The sequence below is a fragment of the Olivibacter sp. XZL3 genome (assembly GCF_004368405.1).
Classification (GTDB): Bacteria; Bacteroidota; Bacteroidia; order Sphingobacteriales; family Sphingobacteriaceae; genus Olivibacter.
In genome coordinates, this window is record NZ_SBJH01000024.1 from 45,753 (window position 1) to 63,782 (window position 18,030).

Here is an 18,030-nt window from a genome sequence, read left to right on the forward strand (position 1 = left end):
TATACAGGTTGTTATCTATCTCCTAATAGATATTGTTTTTGTTAACATGATGCTTGCATTGAGAAAAAGCCTAGAAAATGACTTTTGCTTATCTTTCCCGATCTCGAACCGGGTAGAATGTAGCACCTTGTAAGCACAGGTTGCCAAGACTTCGTAGGGTCTAATCCCTCCGTCTTTCTCAATAAGCATTGCAAATGTCGGTAATAATTTGGTGATTATCAAATCGAATTTAGGGTTGTGATTCGTTGAGCGCATACACTGGTGAAGCTTACCGGAAAAGATCGTGGGGATATGTCGATACTCATGCGCATTATTTATATACATAATAAGTAGTTTTTGTTCCTAACTGGGGAAGGAACGAACGTTTATATTTGTGATGATATTAATGTCTATTAAAATTGTAGTCTATTTGGTAGGTATTTGGATAGCATTTTACGATAAAATAGATTAAAGGTCGTTAGAGCTGAGGCTTAATCATAATCGAGATAATAACTGAACAAATGAAAACAAATCAACAAGTGACTCTTCCACTGCGCGAAGACGGCGTAAAACGGGTTTCCAATCCTATTGTTTTTTCGATCGCTCCCATGCGATTAATCATGTGCCACTCCTGTTGTTGCTAACAACGTTTTCTCTCCTTTCTATTTTCCGGATTTCATGTTTGCTGCTGTAACCGTTCAGGCGGATTGCACGGCTTTATGCACCTAACTGTAAAGATACAATGATTGATTTTATTGCAAAGCTATATACGTTTATTATTTCGTCATATAGAACACGACGACGAATTCTTCTACTTACTTTTCTTCTTGTTTTAAATGGAGCTTTACAAGCGCAAGTTACCAAACCGCTGATTAACTCGACATTAGACGGGAAAGTCTTCGATAGCAATTCGAAGGAGCCGCTTCCGGGTGCCACCGTATCCATAGAAGGCACTACACACAAGGCAAGCACCGATGGAGAAGGAAACTTCAAGTTCGTCACCGGGCAAAAATTTCCTTACACCTTAATAATCAATTATATCGGGTACCAGGTTAAAAAGGTGGTTGCTACCGGAAGCCCCATCGCTATTGGTTTGGAACCCGACTTTAATCAATTGGAGGATGTTGTGGTGGTGGGTTATGGCACGCAAAAGCGTGGCGATTTAACCGGATCGGTTGCATCTGTTCCGGCAGAAAATAAAAGCCAGCCTGTGGTTTCTGTAGAACGTCTCTTGCAAGGTTCGGTATCAGGAGTGACGGTTACGCAAACTTCCGGTCAGCCGGGAGCTGGCGTGAGTGTACAAGTTCGGGGGAATAATTCCATTAATGCCGGTAGTGATCCTCTTTATGTAATCGATGGCTATCCTGTCAATAATGACTACAGCGTGAATAGCTCGGGTGTCGCAGCAGGCCCTAACATCAATCCATTGTCGACCATCAATACCGCCGACATTGAATCGATCGATGTGCTCAAAGATGCTTCCGCAACGGCAATATACGGATCCCGAGGGGCAAATGGGGTGGTAATTATTACCACCAAAAAAGGGTCCGGCGGAACGAAGTCTATCACCTACGATGGTTTTTACGGGATGCAGGAAGTGATTCGTAGGTTACCGTTATTGAACGCACGTGAATGGTGGGAATTGCGTAAAGATGCAGCCTATAATTCTGGAAAAACACCTACGTTACCAAGTGTGTCCGGCTATTCCTTGGATACTTCCGGCGTTGGTACAGATTGGCAGGGGGCCGCATTTAGGAGTGCACCGCAACAAAGTCATAGCTTGTCCATATTATCGGCGTCTGAAAAAACCAGATTGGGTATTTCTGCCAATTACCTAAAACAGGAAGGGGTGATTATCAATACCGATTTTGAGCGTTTTTCCGGGCGCATTAATGTCAATCACGATTATAGTGCTAAATTAAAGATCACGGGAAACTTGAATGCCAGCCGGATCAGTACGAATATTGCCCCGCCCGCTATTGTACAGGCTCTGATTTTGACGCCACCAGCTTTGCCCATTTATCAAGACGACGGATCCTTTGTGGTTAATAGCCCATTTGAATCGGCCTATGCCAATCCGATAAACAGCCTCAATTCCATTATCAACGTTTCAAAAACCAATCGTATTCTAGGTAATTTTTCTGGAGAATATACCCTTTTAGACGGATTAAAAGCCACAGTGCTGATTGGTGCCGACTTAATTGACAATAAGGAAAATCGATACCTGCCCATTTCTACCTATGAAGGTGCTGCACTGAGCGGGAATGCTATAGTCGGGTCACTTTATACGCTCAACTGGCTGAATGAGAACACCCTATCCTACGAAAAGTCTTTGGACGACAAAAATAGATTAAACGCTGTGGTGGGTTTCAGTTTACAGCAATCAAAATCTGAAGGTTTGAAGGCTGAAGCAGCTGGTTTTTCTTCCGATGACCTTACTTATAATAACTTGGGGGCGGGGGTTACGAGTCGTACGCCTGCTTCGTCGGCGACAGACTGGTCGCTTGCTTCTTACTTAGGGCGTATAAACTATGCGTACGACGATCGTTATTTGCTGACCGTCACCTTGCGTGCAGATGGATCTTCTAAATTCGGATCGGGAAATAAATGGGGTTATTTTCCTTCAGCGGCCTTGGGTTGGAATATTTCAAATGAAGAATTTTTTCGAAATGTAAAGCGTATCAGTTACTTGAAATTGCGTTTAAGTGCCGGAACCACAGGTAACCAAAATATCCCATCTTATCAATCGCTCGCTGCATTAACTTATTTTCCTTACAATTTCTCCAATACAACGGTCGCAGGATATGCTCCAAGCACCGTTGCAAATCCAGATCTCGGTTGGGAGAAAACTTTTCAGCTTGATGCCGGTGTGGATATCGGCTTGGTAAACGGCCGTGTAGATCTTGCTGCCGACTACTATTATAAAAAAACAACAGATCTTCTATTAACCAGAACGGTACCCGGGACTTCGGGCTTGTCGGATATCTATAATGGCCAAGGTGCTATTGTGTATCAAAACGTAGGAGAGGTTTCCAACCAGGGCATTGATCTAAGTATCAGCTCAAAGAACCTAATAGGCAACTTTAAATGGAATACGCTCTTGGTCTTCTCCCGAAACAGAAACAAAGTGCTTAGTTTAGGTGAGGGAATCGACCAATATATACCTTCCAGCTCTGCGCCGTCTATAGCGAAGGTTGGACATCCTGTAGGTTCTTTTATTGTGTATCAAACGGATGGAGTTATTCAGGAAGGTACAAGGCCATTAACTCCTCAGGCAAATTCCGGGCCGGGAGGTCAGCAATTTAAGGATATCGATGGCGATGGACGGATTACCCAGGCGGGGGATCGTATTGTAATCGATAATCAACCTGATTTTGTAGGAGGGCTTACTAACACGTTTAATTATAAAGGCTTTGATTTATCTGTTTTCTTGCAAGCATCCGTAGGTGGGAAATTATATAACGTGAACCGCGCTAATTTGGAACTGGGAACCGGCTATACCAATGCATCTTCCGTATTATTGAATAGGTGGACACCGACCAACACGAATACCGATGTTAAAGAAGCTTATCAAGACCCCGCCATTACCATCTCAGATCGGTTCATCGAAAATGCATCTTATTGTCGAATTAAAAATCTTTCATTCGGCTATAACCTTCCAAAATCGATCTTGGATGCTGCAAAAATTCAAAACCTGAAAATTTATGTTTCGGCGCAGAATCTAGTGACTTGGACAAATTATACTGGATTTGATCCCGAAGCAAGCAGTAATGGTCAGTCGCTTATTGACAGAGGGGTGGACAATGGTGTGTATCCGAATAATAAATCATATCAATTAGGCCTTTTGGTAACATTTTAATAGTTAGGAAATAAGATGAAAAATATAAAGCTTTTTGTAATTGGCGTTGTCGTTTTTTTTCTTGCGGCTTGTAAGGATTTTCTAGAGGAGAATCCGGCCTCTTTTGTTTCGGAAGACCAATATTATAATAACGAATCGGACGCCCTTAATGCGATTAACGCCGTTTATTTCCATTTGAATACACAAAGTGTTCAATCGCCCTATAATACCTTGTTCAATACAGGAATGAATATGGCGGGTGACGATGAAGATCCAGGGCCAGGCGCTACCAACCCTGATGTACGATCGCTCTCTGTTTTGGCACATTCATCAAGTAATCTGCGGGTATATGAAATTTGGCAGCAACATTATGCTGCTATAAAGAAGGCAAATGTGGTTTTGGACAAAGTGCCGGATATTACTTTTACCAATGAGAGCAATAAAGCCCGGATTTTAGGGGAAGCTAAATTCTTGCGTGCACTCTTTTATTTCAATTTGGTTCGTCTGTTTGGGGATGTACCGCTGATTACGGAATACCAAAACTATGTAGATCCTTCTGCCTATGAAATTGAAAGAGCTCCTTCCGTAGCGGTCTATGCGCAGATTGAAACGGATTTAACGGAGGCCGCTGAAGTATTGCCGAACGCCTATAGCTCTCCGGATGAAGGTAGAGCAACTGCCGGTGCCGCTAAGGCCTTGCTGGCAAAAGTGTATTTAATAAAGGCGTCTTTACCATTAAAACTGACTGCGCATTATGAGCAGGCTATAACAAAGGCGGAGGAGGTATTGTCTCCTGCCGATGGCGGTTCCGGAGCCTATAACTACGATCTGTTTGAGGACTATTCGCATGTGTTCTTACCCGCCTATAAAAATGGGATTGAGCATGTGTTTTCTGCGCAATTTAAAGCAAACGCGAATAACCAGGGGAATAGCGAAAATCCCAGGGCGATTTATACCTCCATTCCCGGGCTCAGTGGTAGTTACGCGCACATGGTTCGATACTATACGGAAGGTAACGACAACTATTTCAGTATTTATAAGCTGTATAAACCGGACGACAAGCGGAGGGATGTGACCTTTGTGCGTAGCTTTACCAGTCCGACCAACGGTCGGAAATACGGTCTTCCTTTGCAAAACCCGGCGGTTGCACAGGATTCGACGCCTTTTTGGCATAAATGGTGGGATCCCGACAATACAGCGGTATCCAGAGAGTCGGCCGCTAATGTGACTATTATCCGCTATTCGGAAGTACTGCTCATTCATGCAGAGGCTGAAAATGAAGTGAATGGCCCGACACTTAAAGCTTATAAATCACTCAATAGAGTGCGTGCCAGAGCCGGGTTGCCTGATTTAACCCAAGGGTTGACGAAAGATCAGTTTCGCGATTCTGTTTACTTGGAAAGACGTTTGGAATTGTCTTATGAATACCAAAGATGGTTCGATTTAATCAGGGAAAAAGATGCTGCAGGCAACGGAATACTCATCAAAAGCCTGCATAAGGTCGGTAAAACGAATGCTGCTGAAAAGCATTATCTGTATCCTATTCCACAGACAGAAATCGATAATAATCCATTGCTTACGCAGAATCCCGGATGGAATTAATGTTTATAACCTTTAATGTGAAAAATATGTATAAGAAGTCTGTTTTTTTTAGTTTGGTGTTTCTGGCTGTATTCAGTTTTAACACCGTATGGTCACAGCAAAAAAGGCCTAACCTAATTGTTATTTTGGCGGATGATTTAGGATATGCTGATCTAGGCTGTTTTGGAAGTGAAATACCCACTCCCAATTTGGACAAGCTGGCTGCCCACGGTATTCGTTTAACCAATTTCTATAACACGGCTCGGTGTTGTCCTACACGAGCTGCCTTACTAACAGGCGTTTATCCACACCAAGCGGGAATTGGGCATATGATGGAGGATAAAGGGCCTGAACATCCGGCTTACAGAGGACATTTGAATAATAATACGGTTACAATAGGAGAGCTGCTGCAAACGGCAGGATATTTTACGGCCATGACTGGAAAATGGCATGTAGGGCAGCAGGCCGGGGTTGTTCCTTGGAAACGCGGGTTTGATAGATCATTAAATGCACCTGCTGGTGGATTTTATTATAAAGAATCGGAAAGGGTACAACTGTTTCTGAACGGAGAGGAGCTGGCCAATGATTCTGATCGCTTGCCTGCGAACTGGTATACAACTGACTTATGGACAGATTTCGGTTTGAAGTTTATTGATGAGGCGTTGAAGGAGCAGAAACCCTTTTTACTTTATCTGGCGCATAATGCTCCTCATTTTCCTTTACAGGCGCCGGAGGAGGAAATTGCGAGATTCCGAGGAAAATATAAAGAAGGATGGGCGAAGCTTCGCGAAGCACGGTACAATCGGCAGTTGGAACTGGGATTGATCGATTCCTCCTGGAAACTTCCGCCCATCAATCCTAAAGTTCCTGATTGGGATCATTTAAGTGAGGCGGATAAGAAGAAATATGATGACATCATGGCGATCTACGCTGCGGTCATTACACATCTGGATAAAAGCATCGGGGATTTAGTGTCTGGATTGAAGGAACGTGGTGTCTTCGATAATACGGTAATTCTTTTTGTGTCGGATAACGGAGGGAATGCAGAGCCGGGGGCAGAAGCTAGGTATGAAGGGACGTCTCCTGGGTCTGCACAGTCTACGGTTTTCTTAGGCCAGGGATGGGCCGAAGCAGCATGTACGCCTTTTTGGGCCTATAAACACCATACGCACGAAGGGGGAATAGCTTCTCCGGCGATTGTTTCCTGGCCGAAAGGAATCCCTTCTTCCCTAAATGGTTCTTTTGATAGACAAGCTGCTCATATCGTAGATATCTTGGCGACACTTGTAGATTTAGCAGGAGCGCAATATCCCGAAACGTTCCAAGGGAATACAATTATCCCAGCAGTAGGCACGAGTTTGAAACCTATTTTGCGTGGGAAACCGCTACAACGGAAACAGCCAATCTTTTGGGAACATGAAGGAAACAGAGCGATTGTGGACGGAGAATGGAAACTGGTTGCTGAAAAATCGGAGAATTGGCAATTATATAACCTGACAACCGATCGTACCGAGTTGCATAACTTAGTAAAGGAGCACCCTCAGCAGGCAGCGCGATTAGTCAATTTGTATGACAAGTGGTACCATCAGGTGAAGGCAGAATCCTACGATAAGGATGTGAAATGGTTTTATGATTATGAAAAAGCGAAAGCCGAGGCTTCCGCAAAAGAATGAACTTTAAAAATATAACTTAATATGATGAATCGGACATTGAAAATTATTGGCTTATGGAGCCTGTTCGTCTTGCCCACGGTGCAGGGTCAGAATATAACGCAACAACAAGAACCATTCAAAGGAGTGATAGGTGATCGGTTTAATAATTCCAAAGAAGCTTGGGTTGATCCGGTTGTAGCACCTAAAGGCGCACCAAATGTGATTTGGATTCTATTAGACGATGTAGGTTTTGGTGCTAGTAGTACATTCGGAGGATTGATACCTACACCCACATTCGATAGCTTGGCGAATAATGGACTTCGTTATACGAATTTTCATACAGCAGCGATGTGTGCCCCAACACGAGCAGCCTTATTGACGGGCAGAAATTCAAGTAGAGTACATGAAGCTGGATTTTCGCATAAATGGTCTTCATTTGGTTTCCCGGGATGGGATGGACGGATTCCGTCAGACAAAGGAACGATTGCCGAGATTCTACGGGAACAAGGATATAATACTTTTGCTGTGGGTAAATATGGACTAACTCCCGATCAAGACGCCACCGATGCCGGTCCTTTTGATCGTTGGCCGTCTGGTAAAGGCTTTGACCATTTCTTCGGTTTTCTCGGATCGGCAACGGATCAGTATAAACCCGATTTAGTGGAAGATAATGCGCATGTTGAATCAGACGGAAGACATTTGAGTGCGCAAATTACCGATAAGGCCATTCATTTTATTGACCGCCAGAAGAAAGCAGCGCCCGATAAGCCTTTTTTCTTATACTATGCACCCGCGGCAACGCATTCGCCGCATCAGCTGGAAGCGAAATGGCGGGATCTATATAAAGGGAAGTTCGACAAAGGGTGGGACGCTTATCGTGAAGAGACCATTAAACGTCAAAAAGAACTGGGTATCATTCCGGCTCATGTCGAGCTGCCTGCCAGAAATCCTCTCATCAAAGCTTGGAATAAACTATCGGCTGATGAAAAGAAAGTATATGCACGTTTTTTTGAAGTTTACGCGGGTTATCTGACTTATACGGATTATGAAGTTGGCCGACTTATCAATCATTTGAAATCAATTAATCAATTGGATAACACCTTGATTTTGCTGGTTATCGGCGATAATGGCGCCAGTAAAGAGGGAACCTTGTATGGAACCATCAAAAGAAGTCATGCCGCAGCACTAACACAAGAATTGACAGAGGAGGAGGCGGTAAAAGCGCATTTGGAAGATTTTGATATTATTGGAACCCCAGAGGCGACGAATGGCAATTTTCCGTTGGGTTGGGCACAGGCTACGAATACCCCTTTTAAATATTGGAAACAGGATGCTCATTCGGAAGGAGGTACACGTAACCCGCTGGTCGTCTTTTATCCGAAAGGTATATCAGAAAAAGGGGGCATCCGTCATCAGTATGGACATGTAATCGATTTGTTGCCTACTACGTTGGAATATGTAGGGATAGATGCACCTGTTTATATTAGAGGTGTTAAGCAGGATACCATTCAGGGTACATCGCTTGTTTATTCTTTTGAAAATGGATCGGCTCCATCGCGTCATACCCAGCAATACTACTACATCTTCGGTTCCAAAGCCATTTATAAGGATGGCTGGAAAGCCGGTCAGGCGTTCAAGCATGACGCTGGTGGCGTGCAGAATATCAGTGTAGTAGATACAATTAAATAACGATTGGCAACTCTATAATCTGGATAAGGATTTTACCGAGCTGCATGATCTGGCTAAAGAGAACCCTGAAAAGCTGGAAGAGCTCAAGAAACTGTTCGAGGAAGAGGCGAAGAAGAACAATCTTTATCCCTTAATTGACCGGAATGATATCAATAATAGACGTGTAAATTTAACTAATAGAAGGTGATATGAAAAAAAACATGTATGTAATTGCCTTGCTCTTCACATTCGGAGCAGCCATAGGCCAAGAAGAAAAACAATCATTGCTTTCTTTTGCAGACTTCGAGCAAAAGTTTGCGGTTGCGGGGTCCAATGCACAAATTTTAGACGCACGATCAGAAGAAGAATATCGGCAGAACCATGTTAAAGGTGCAGTGAATGTAGCGAATGAAAAACAATTCACGGCACTTAGTCAACAGTTGGCTAAAAATAAACCTGTGTTTGTTTATTCAATCGGAAATGGCCGGAGCGGGGTATTGGCAGCTAAGCTTCATAGGCAGGGTTTTAAAGAAGTGTATGAATTTCCGGGAGGGCTCAGCAAATGGATCGGACAAGGAAAACCAGTTGAATCTACGGTAGGAGAGGGATTGTCGTTAGTCGATTTCAATCAACAGATTAAAGCCGATCAATTAGTATTGGTGGACGTAGGGTCGCGCTACTGCGGTGGCTGTAAAAAATTAAAACCAATTGTCGAAGAAGTAGTCGCGGCACAAAGCGAAGTGCTTAAACTGGTGGATATCGAAGCTTATGAAAATAAGAGCTTAGTAAGGGAGCTCGCCGTTGAAGGGCTTCCGACGCTATTGCTTTATAAAGATGAAGAGTTGGTTTGGAAGAAGCAAGGGCAAAGTTCTAAAGAAGAGATTTTGGAACAAGTAAATAAGTTTAAACTATAAATATGATGACCCGTCAAGATTTGGTGCTTCTCTTAAAAAAGATATTGATCGGTGTGGTTATTACCTTGATTCCGGCGATTATTTTGCTGCTGAGTATCGCTTTGTTCAGCTGCTCTTCCGTTAAATAGATTAAGTAGCATTAACCTAGACAAATTAAGTAATTAAAACAAAATCAGATAAAAATGGAAAAGGAAGCGAAAGATAGGATTGTTAGAAATGTGCTACTGAGCATTATAATATATACGCTGCCTATCTTATTGATGTTTTTATATTTCTATATAACAGGTCAAAAACCATGGATTAAATAAGTAATGACAATTAAACGTAAATGGAATGACAAACTTTATTGAAGCTGTTTTTACCAACCTCAATACATGGGGTTTAGCAGCACTTACGCTCATAATTGGCGTTTTTGAATTCTCATTCGGCTTGTATGGTAAGCATTGGAACCGCAATGAAAAGCTCCTGGATTTAGCTTGTTACGCTTTGCCCAGATTAGTAACTAGGCCCTTAGTGGCCTATTTTGGATTAAAATTTTTGCCGATTATACTTCCGGATGCAAAAGATACGCTGGATTGGATTCCTTTCTTCTGGGGCTTTGTCATCATTTGCATTTACGATGATTTGACGCAGTATTGGTACCATCGATTGCACCATGAGGTACCTTGGTTATGGCGATTTCATAGAACCCATCATTCAGCGCCCTATATGGGCATGGCAATGGCTTCCAGACAAAATATTATTTATACCATCTTCTTTTCGCAAACGTATTTAACTACTTTGCTGGTTTACTTGGGTTTGGGGTATCCGGCACTGTTTGCGAAAGGAATCAAGTCGATCATTACAAAGATGGCCCATTCAAGTATTAAGTGGGATAAACCCTTATACGAGAAAAAGTGGTTGCATCCGCTGGCTTGGGTGGTAGAGAGGACAATTTCAACGCCGGCTACCCATCACGCACATCATGCGGATGTGACGGATGACGGGGTTGGGTATTACAAAGGGAATTTTGGCAATATGTTCTTCTTTTGGGATATGTTATTTGGAACCGCTTTGATTACCAGACAATATCCTAAATCGTATGGCATTTCTCATTATGAGGGGGATGCGTGGTATGCCCAGTTCCTTTGGCCGATCTTTAAATCAAAAGTTCCCGGCAGCGAGCTGGCCGCAGGCGGACCGATGGTGCGAGAGGATGTGGTAGTCAGATCGGAAGTATCGGCAGAACCTGCCGAAGAGCAAATAGATCCGGCAGTACCTGTGAACTTACGCATCACGAACGGCTAGTAGCATCGTTTTGAACGGGTATGATGAGAAAATCTATGGAATTTATAGTTTAAAAACGCGCAAATTGATTTTTTCCTTTTTTCTTTTGCTTATTATCAATAGTTTTGGCTTTTTACTAATCAAGATACTAAAAACATGAATGAAGGAATAACCTCAACCGAAGCCGTTTTATCGGAACAGGACTTGTCTCCTGAGTTGCAAAACTTGCCTAGGCGAAATTTTCTGACAGAAGATTGGACGGTAGTAATATTAGGATTTATTATCATCGGCCTTGCTATTTTAGGGTTTCATTTGGAAGCCCCTAAGTACAAATGGTCGGATGTCGACAGTCTATTCTCGGTCTTTGTGGCGGATAATTTGTTTAGCTTATTAAAACAGCTCGTTTTTACGTTTGCTATCCTGGTACTTGGGGGACTGCTCACAGGAAGGAAAATCCGACCTTACCTACTCGGTTTTCCGGTGGTTTTCCTGCTAACGGCTTTCGCCTTATTATTGGCCGGCAACAAAACAATGGAGGATCTGGGATTGGAGGCCGTTATTTTTAGCTTATGTGTAGGGCTGTTGGTGGGCAACACGATTAAACTGCCGGTTTGGCTCAAAGAAGCGCTGTCGGCTGAGTTGCTGGTGAAGATAGGCTTGGTTCTGCTCGGAACGAACGTGATTTTCTCAGACATTCTTAAAGCAGGTTCACTAGGCCTTATCCAGTCCTTAGTTGTTGTTTTGTCGGTTTGGTATTTTTCTTTTTGGCTTTGCAAAAAATTCAAAATAGATGAAGAACTTGGTTTGATGTTGTCGAGTGCGGTTTCAATCTGTGGTGTTTCGGCGGCTATTGCTACATCGGGAGCGATACAGGGCGATTCCAAAAAATTGTCGTACGTCGTGTCGATGGTACTTATCACAGCAATTCCGATGATGATCATTATGCCTTATATAGCAAGTTATTTTGGTTTTTCGGAAGAAGTAACAGGCGCCTGGTTGGGCGGAAGTATTGATACTTCCGGTGCTGTTGTCGCTTCAGGTTCACTTGTGGGTGAAACCGCACTAAAAATAAGTACTATTGTGAAGTTTTCACAAAATGTATTGTTGGGTGTGGCGGCATTAGCGATATCGGTGTACTGGACCTATACCAACCACCCTGCGGGAAAAGAAGCGGTCAGTAAACCTGGTTTAGGTGTAATCTGGGAACGGTTTCCTAAATTTGTGTTAGGTTTTATAGCGGCTTCGCTATTGTTTTCCTTTTTTCTACAGCCGGATACCGTAGCTTCCGTAAAAGGAGATATTAAGAGTATCCAAGGGTTGTGGTTTGCGCTTGCCTTTACAAGCATTGGCTTAGAGACTAACTTTAAAGATTTAATAAGGGAAAATAGTAAGCGTCCGTTTTGGGTATTTCTGATTGCCCAATTATTTAATATTGTGATTACTTTAATACTGGCATTGCTTCTTTTTGGTTAGGAATGCTACCTATAATAATACGTTGAGTAAAACAGGCCCGAGGGCATAAAAGCAATCGATGAATAAGTGTAAAAAACGGTGGATTTGGCTGTACGTAAGTGGAGCAGTTGCGGTAGCTTCATGCCATTCGGCCGAAGACAAATCGGCAAGCCAAAAAGATTCAGTAGCGATGTGTGTTTCGGAAGGGATGCCCTCTAGGGCTGCAGCGGTAAAGAGGTCGCAGGAAAGTGTACTGCAGGGGGCCGATGATGCGAAGATGGTGTTTATTAAGGGCGGGGTGTTTCAAATGGGATCTACGGATTTTGGTGATTCGCAACCCATACATCAAGTGAAGGTCCGCGACTTTTGGATGGACGAACATGAAGTGACCAATGCGCAGTTCGCAAAATTCGTGGAAGCTACGGGCTATATAACAGTGGCCGAAAGGGCTTTGAATCCGGCCGACTTCCCAGGGGTATCACGGGATCTGCTGGTGCCAGGCTCCGCCGTGTTTACTCCTCCACAAGAGCGGGTCGACTTAAACAATCACTTACAATGGTGGAAGTATGTGCCGGGTGCTTCTTGGAGGCAGCCGAAGGGACCTGGGAGTAGCATTAAAGGAAAAGAGAACGAACCGGTTGTACAAGTAAGTTATGAAGATGCGGAGGCTTTTGCTAAGTGGGCCGGAAAGCGCTTGCCTACAGAAGCCGAATGGGAGTACGCTGCTCGGGGAGGACTGGTTGGAAAAAAATATTATTGGGGCGACGAATTGAAGCCACAGGGTAGGTGGGTGGCCAATACCTATCAAGGTGATTTTCCGGTGAGCAATGCAGCTGAAGACGGATTCGTTGAGCTTGCTCCCGTCAAATCTTTTCCGGTGAATGCATTTGGTTTATATGATATGGAAGGGAATGTGTGGGAGTGGTGTGCTGATTTCTATCGGCCCGATGCTTATGAACAGGCCGAATCCGATAACCCTAGGGGACCAAAAGATAGTTACGATCCGGCAGAGCCCGGATTGGTGAAACGCGTGCAGCGAGGTGGGTCGTTCTTATGTAACGATCAGTATTGTGAGCGCTACAAGGCTGGAAGTAGAGGGAAAGGAGAAGTGAGTAGTGCCAGTAATAATCTCGGTTTTCGATGTGTGCAAGATAAAGCACCTTAATCGCTTTATAGAATATAGAATCTTTAGATTAAAAGAAATTTTTTGTTATCACCTTCTGGCCTGACCCAAAAGGTAGCAAAAACTCAAGGCTGTCTAGTTTTCGCTAAAAATTCAGTTTTCGGCACGCCATTCTGCGGGGCCGATTCGTCATACACAGGAGCTCTCTTGCAACTCCGTTTGCCTACGCTTGTCCAGTTAATCGAGGGCTACTCGTTCATCGGGATCATTTGCTTTAATTTTCGTCCCGACTCACTGTCTTTACAGATTAATTCAATGTAGTCGACATTTGGTTTGAAAAGCGAGCCGCCGTTGATTCGTACAAATATGCGTTCTACGATGGCCGGTTTATCGTTAATGGAAGTAAAAGCTTCGTATTGTTTGCTTAAAGGGCAGTAAGCCAATCGAAGCGGGATACGTTTGCAAGAAGTTAGGCTGATTTCATATTCATTTTCGGCCAATTTTCGATGATGAACGCCGTAAGCGAATTTCCTTTGGATATAAGACAGGCCTTTTCGTTTCCCGTCCTCTTCATATAAAATCCAGTAAACATTGACCGGATTGTCTTCATCTATTTTCCCGTTCTTTTTGTTTAATGTGTACACAACAGTGTTTTTGTTCGGATCGCGCTGTAGATAGAAAAGCTGCTCTTTTTCATTGGGTACCGGAAGCTGCGTCTTGTCGACCTGTTTGTTTGAATGACTTTGTTCTATGTCCTGTGCATAGGCACTGTTACAGATAGAGGAGGCCATTAATAGTAAAACAAAAGCTTTCATAGGCTACGGGTTTACATGATCGTTTAATTTATTGCTTCTTAAGGTAATAAGAGCAAGCATTGTACCAAAGATCGTTATAAGTTGTAAGTAGTAGGCTATAAGTAGTAGGTTATGGAGAGGGTAGTCGCAGGATAGTCGCAACGCTCGTTAATGGTGTTGTAATTGTGCATGTTGCTTAGGGTTTTCATCCGCAAGCGACGACACAAAATCAGTACAAGCGTTTTGTCAGCTGTTCTTCGACGGCCCGAAACACCTGAACAGGTTTACGGTTACGCCAGCTCATATCATCCAAATTACCACCAAAATTTATAAAATAATCGATGTTCGAGTTTTTAAACTCATCAATTACATGCTGCCTAAAATTCAGTCCTGCTATCCAGCCGTCCTCAATTTCCTGAAACCATTCTTCATAATAGCAATCGTCCGACGCGTGGAAATTCAATATGTTTTCGCCGATAAGGATGAATTTGTTGATTCCTTCCGCGATCATCAATTCAAGGACTTCTCTTTTTAGTAGCATAATATCGTTATTAATGGCATCATTCCACTCGCCGATCAGCTCAATAATTGCATACTGGTGCTCGTAATCTGCGAAAAGTATTTTCAGATAAAGGGTATTGGACCCAAAATAGTCCCATTGAGGATGTAACAAAAAGTTGTAAATCTGTTTATCGAATTCAAATTCGCTGTACTCTGTCCCATAAAAAGGAGAAAGCTCATCTTCGGAAGCGATATAGTCGTCTCGCCAACGATAAAAGGGTTCGATCTCGTGCATCTCCAGTTCCAAGTTTATTGTTAAAAAACCATTTTTGTATTGTTATAAACATTTCATTAGCGAATTTGTTAACGGTTTAGTTTAACACATTTGTTAATGAACAGCCAAACAACTTGTATCTCTCCAGACAAACTTAGATAAATTTGATTTGATATACAATTGTCCAAGGCTTTGCAATTTTTGGCTTCCCTGCACGTACCGTGTTCGTATATTCTTCCGAGGCTTGAAGAAGTATTAAAGTAATAGCAAGAAATAGGTTTGAATTGAAAAAGCTGGGGCGGGTGAAGCATAATTCCGTTATTATAGTTACTTTAGCACCTCTAAATCGCTATGAGTCCCGAAACTAGAAAAAACTTACTTGCTGCCGCCACTTATGCTGCCGTACTTTTTGTGGGTTTGCTGTTAGGGCAAAGTTTTGTTGAGCAAGATTCTAAAAATACTTCGGGCATTTTACCTTCCGTTTTGGTAGATAAGAGTGGCAAGCTGCAAAGGCTTGTTCAGGTTATAAATGACCGCTATGTAGACGTTGTGGGGATAGACACCCTTCAGGATTTCGCTATTAAACAAGTTTTATCTCACCTCGATCCGCATTCTACTTATATGCCTCCGCGACTGGCGAAAGCGTTGGGAGAGGAGTTAAACGGTAGCTTTGATGGCATTGGTTTGGAATATTATCGCTTGCGTGATACGCTGATGATAACAGCATTAACGCCTAACGGCCCTTCCGAAAAGGCCGGTGTAAAGATTGGCGATAAATTGATCGGTGTGGACGATCGGCCGATTTCAGGCGTAAACATGAAAGAGCATGAAGTAGCAGCGATAGTGAGAGGTAAGAGAGGGACTGTTGTTAACCTTTGGATTAACCGAAATGGCGCGGATTTAGCGGAGCCGTTTAAAGTAGTGCGTGATAAAATTGTTGTCAGCAGCATCGATGCCGCTTATATTATCGATACGGCGGTCGCATACATTAAAATTAAGCGGTTTGGCGCAGAAACTGCCAGTGATTTCCGGAAAAATTTGAACCGGATGAAACAATATGGTGTCAATAAACTGATTGTCGATTTAAGGGAAAACGGCGGTGGCTATCTGCGTGCAGCAACGGCTTTGGCAAGCGAATTTTTTAAAGAAAAAGAGTTGATCGTCTATACGCAGGGAGCCCATGAACCGCGGACGGAATATTACTCGAAAGGGGGCGGCGTTTTTGAGAAAGGTATGCTTGCGATTCTTATAGATGAGCGTTCTGCCTCGGCCAGTGAGATCGTAGCAGGCGCGGTACAGGATTTAGACCGCGGTATTGTCGTTGGACGGCGCTCCTTTGGAAAGGGCTTGGTACAGGATCAATATGATTTTGATGACGGTTCTGCCGTTAATCTAAGCATCGCCCGGTATTATACTCCATCCGGAAGAAGTATCCAAAAGTCGTATAAGGACGGCCTGGAAAAGTATTTCAATGAAATTAACCGTCGGTATATTTCCGGTGAGCTGATGCAAGATGAAGGAAAGGGTGTACTTGACACTTCTTTGTTGAAAGGAATGCTTTATCATACCAGTTCGGGACGTCCTATTTACGGAGGCGGTGGGATTATGCCAGATATTTATGTACCCATTGATACTTTGGGCGCGAATAGTTTTTATAAGAAAGTACTGAAAGCTAATCTGATTAACGACTACGTTTATAGTAACCTGGTTGCCACAGCCCCTGACTTTTCAATTGACCACTTTTTAAGCGATTACAGTTTGCCCAGAAATACCTATACTGACTTCGTAGAGACAGCGCGAAGCCAAGGAATCGAAGTTAACAATAGAGAGGCTGAAGTAGCCCGCAAACTCATAGAGCTCGATATGAAGGCGCTTATTGCGCGTTTTTTCTTTGGCAGCGAAGCTTATTTTAAGATGAAGAACGACTCTGACCATATGCTCGCCCGAGCGGTAGAGGCCTTAAAACGTTAGCTGTTGTCTTGTTGAAAGCCGGCTATGGACTATCTGTATTGCCATATCGGACAGTAAAATATACTTGGTGGATGAAGCAAAAGTAGTTACGTTACCGCTTCAGTAAATAAAAAGCCGCCCCATAGTTGATTTATGAGACGGCTTTCTCGAAATTGAACGGTTAGTCAATAAATCTGGTTGCATACAAGGGGCTTAATTGGCTACCTTCTTAAAAGTTAAACCTTCGGGAAAAATAGCAAAAGGCTCTTGATATCCCGATTCTTTGCGTTGTTCCCAAGTTAACTCCGTATACTGCTCATTTGCAAAAAAATAAACGGACTTCGGCATTTTTATTTCAGTATCGTTAATGCTGCCCACCAAGGTCCTCGGTTTAGAAAGAAGAACGCCGCCCATGAAGAAACGACTTGAGTCTTTTATGGGGATATCACGGACTACCTGATCTCCTTTTTTGACCAATATTGATCCAAGCAATATCGGCACCCGTTCCGTGGTGCCAGGCAGCAATCCAGGTTTTAGAACGAGCGTATACGTAACACCATCCTTTGTTGCTTTCCATGTACCCACGAACAACTGATTCTGCTTTTCTATTTCTTTAAAATCCGGAAGTTCTATTTGTTGAGCTAAAGCTGTGCTTATATTTAACGCTAGAACATTCAAAACGAAGATTAATAGGTATTTTTTCATATTCACTCTTTTAATTACAATCACCAATTCTTATATTATTATTGTCCCAAGTCTGCACCTGATAAGTGTTCCAGGTGCTTAAATTTTCATTAGTTGCCCTAGTTACTGAAAGGCCTGAGTTTATACGCTCAAGTAAAGCAGCAAATTTCAATATCGCGTTGTTTGCGCTTGTCGTTGTATCAATCTTATAAACGAAACTATACCAAGTTTCCAGAACATTCAGATCCGAATCTGTGGTGCTATTAGCAAAAGTCACAAGCGTCCAAAACGTTGAAAAATAAATAAGAAAAAGAAGGAGGTACGGCTGAAAAGCCGTAAGTTTTGAGTCTCTAA

At 43.0% G+C, this 18,030-nt stretch carries 14 protein-coding genes and 1 riboswitch; of the genes, 10 read left to right on the top strand and 4 right to left on the bottom strand.

Features of this window, described 5'->3' with window-relative positions; all coding sequences use genetic code 11:
- Positions 1-85: 85 nt before the first annotated feature.
- Positions 86-188: riboswitch (SAM riboswitch) on the bottom strand.
- 533 nt (positions 189-721) lie between these two features.
- The 9 genes from EPX21_RS06385 (at position 722) to EPX21_RS06420 (ending at position 13,515) form a co-directional block, all read left to right on the top strand.
- Complete coding sequence (locus EPX21_RS06385) at positions 722-3,838, top strand: TonB-dependent receptor (RefSeq protein ID WP_134088835.1); 3,117 nt, start codon at positions 722-724, stop codon at positions 3,836-3,838.
- Positions 3,839-3,853: 15 nt separating this feature from the next.
- Positions 3,854-5,419: a RagB/SusD family nutrient uptake outer membrane protein gene (locus EPX21_RS06390; protein WP_134088836.1), complete on the top strand. Its 1,566-nt coding sequence runs from the start codon at positions 3,854-3,856 to the stop codon at positions 5,417-5,419.
- Positions 5,420-5,445: 26 nt separating this feature from the next.
- Positions 5,446-7,071 (top strand): arylsulfatase, encoded by a 1,626-nt coding sequence (locus EPX21_RS06395; RefSeq protein ID WP_134088837.1) that lies wholly within the window; start codon positions 5,446-5,448, stop codon positions 7,069-7,071.
- A gap of 21 nt (positions 7,072-7,092) precedes the next feature.
- Positions 7,093-8,739 carry an arylsulfatase gene (locus EPX21_RS06400; protein WP_240768561.1) on the top strand — a complete coding sequence of 549 codons (1,647 nt, stop codon included), beginning with the start codon at positions 7,093-7,095 and terminating at the stop codon, positions 8,737-8,739.
- 188 nt (positions 8,740-8,927) lie between these two features.
- A complete protein-coding gene (locus EPX21_RS06405) occupies positions 8,928-9,632 on the top strand; it encodes a thioredoxin domain-containing protein (RefSeq protein ID WP_134088838.1) in 705 nt (234 codons plus the stop codon).
- 2 nt (positions 9,633-9,634) lie between these two features.
- Complete coding sequence (locus EPX21_RS23225; RefSeq protein ID WP_255502020.1) at positions 9,635-9,760, top strand: hypothetical protein; 126 nt, start codon at positions 9,635-9,637, stop codon at positions 9,758-9,760.
- A gap of 205 nt (positions 9,761-9,965) precedes the next feature.
- On the top strand, positions 9,966-10,919 hold the full coding sequence (locus tag EPX21_RS06410; protein WP_134088839.1) for a sterol desaturase family protein: 954 nt from the start codon (positions 9,966-9,968) through the stop codon (positions 10,917-10,919).
- Between the two features lie 135 nt (positions 10,920-11,054).
- Positions 11,055-12,371 carry a YeiH family protein gene (locus tag EPX21_RS06415; protein WP_134088840.1) on the top strand — a complete coding sequence of 439 codons (1,317 nt, stop codon included), beginning with the start codon at positions 11,055-11,057 and terminating at the stop codon, positions 12,369-12,371.
- A gap of 58 nt (positions 12,372-12,429) precedes the next feature.
- A complete protein-coding gene (locus tag EPX21_RS06420; protein ID WP_134088841.1) occupies positions 12,430-13,515 on the top strand; it encodes a formylglycine-generating enzyme family protein in 1,086 nt (361 codons plus the stop codon).
- 206 nt (positions 13,516-13,721) lie between these two features.
- Here EPX21_RS06420 and EPX21_RS06425 read toward each other — a convergent pair whose 3' ends face one another.
- Entirely contained in the window at positions 13,722-14,288 is a 567-nt protein-coding gene (locus EPX21_RS06425) for a DUF4833 domain-containing protein (RefSeq protein WP_134088842.1), read from the bottom strand.
- A gap of 208 nt (positions 14,289-14,496) precedes the next feature.
- Positions 14,497-15,063 (bottom strand): hypothetical protein, encoded by a 567-nt coding sequence (locus tag EPX21_RS06430; RefSeq protein WP_134088843.1) that lies wholly within the window; start codon positions 15,061-15,063, stop codon positions 14,497-14,499.
- Positions 15,064-15,393: 330 nt separating this feature from the next.
- Here EPX21_RS06430 and EPX21_RS06435 point away from each other — a divergent pair, with 330 nt between their 5' ends.
- Positions 15,394-17,013 carry a S41 family peptidase gene (locus EPX21_RS06435; protein WP_134088844.1) on the top strand — a complete coding sequence of 540 codons (1,620 nt, stop codon included), beginning with the start codon at positions 15,394-15,396 and terminating at the stop codon, positions 17,011-17,013.
- 192 nt (positions 17,014-17,205) lie between these two features.
- Here the strand turns inward: EPX21_RS06435 and EPX21_RS06440 are convergent, their stop codons facing one another.
- Together EPX21_RS06440 and EPX21_RS22890 are read right to left on the bottom strand one after the other, a co-directional pair.
- On the bottom strand, positions 17,206-17,697 hold the full coding sequence (locus EPX21_RS06440) for a hypothetical protein (protein WP_134088845.1): 492 nt from the start codon (positions 17,695-17,697) through the stop codon (positions 17,206-17,208).
- A 10-nt stretch (positions 17,698-17,707) separates the two neighbouring features.
- The coding region (locus EPX21_RS22890; protein WP_206106018.1) for a hypothetical protein at positions 17,708-18,030 on the bottom strand (323 nt) is incomplete at its 5' end.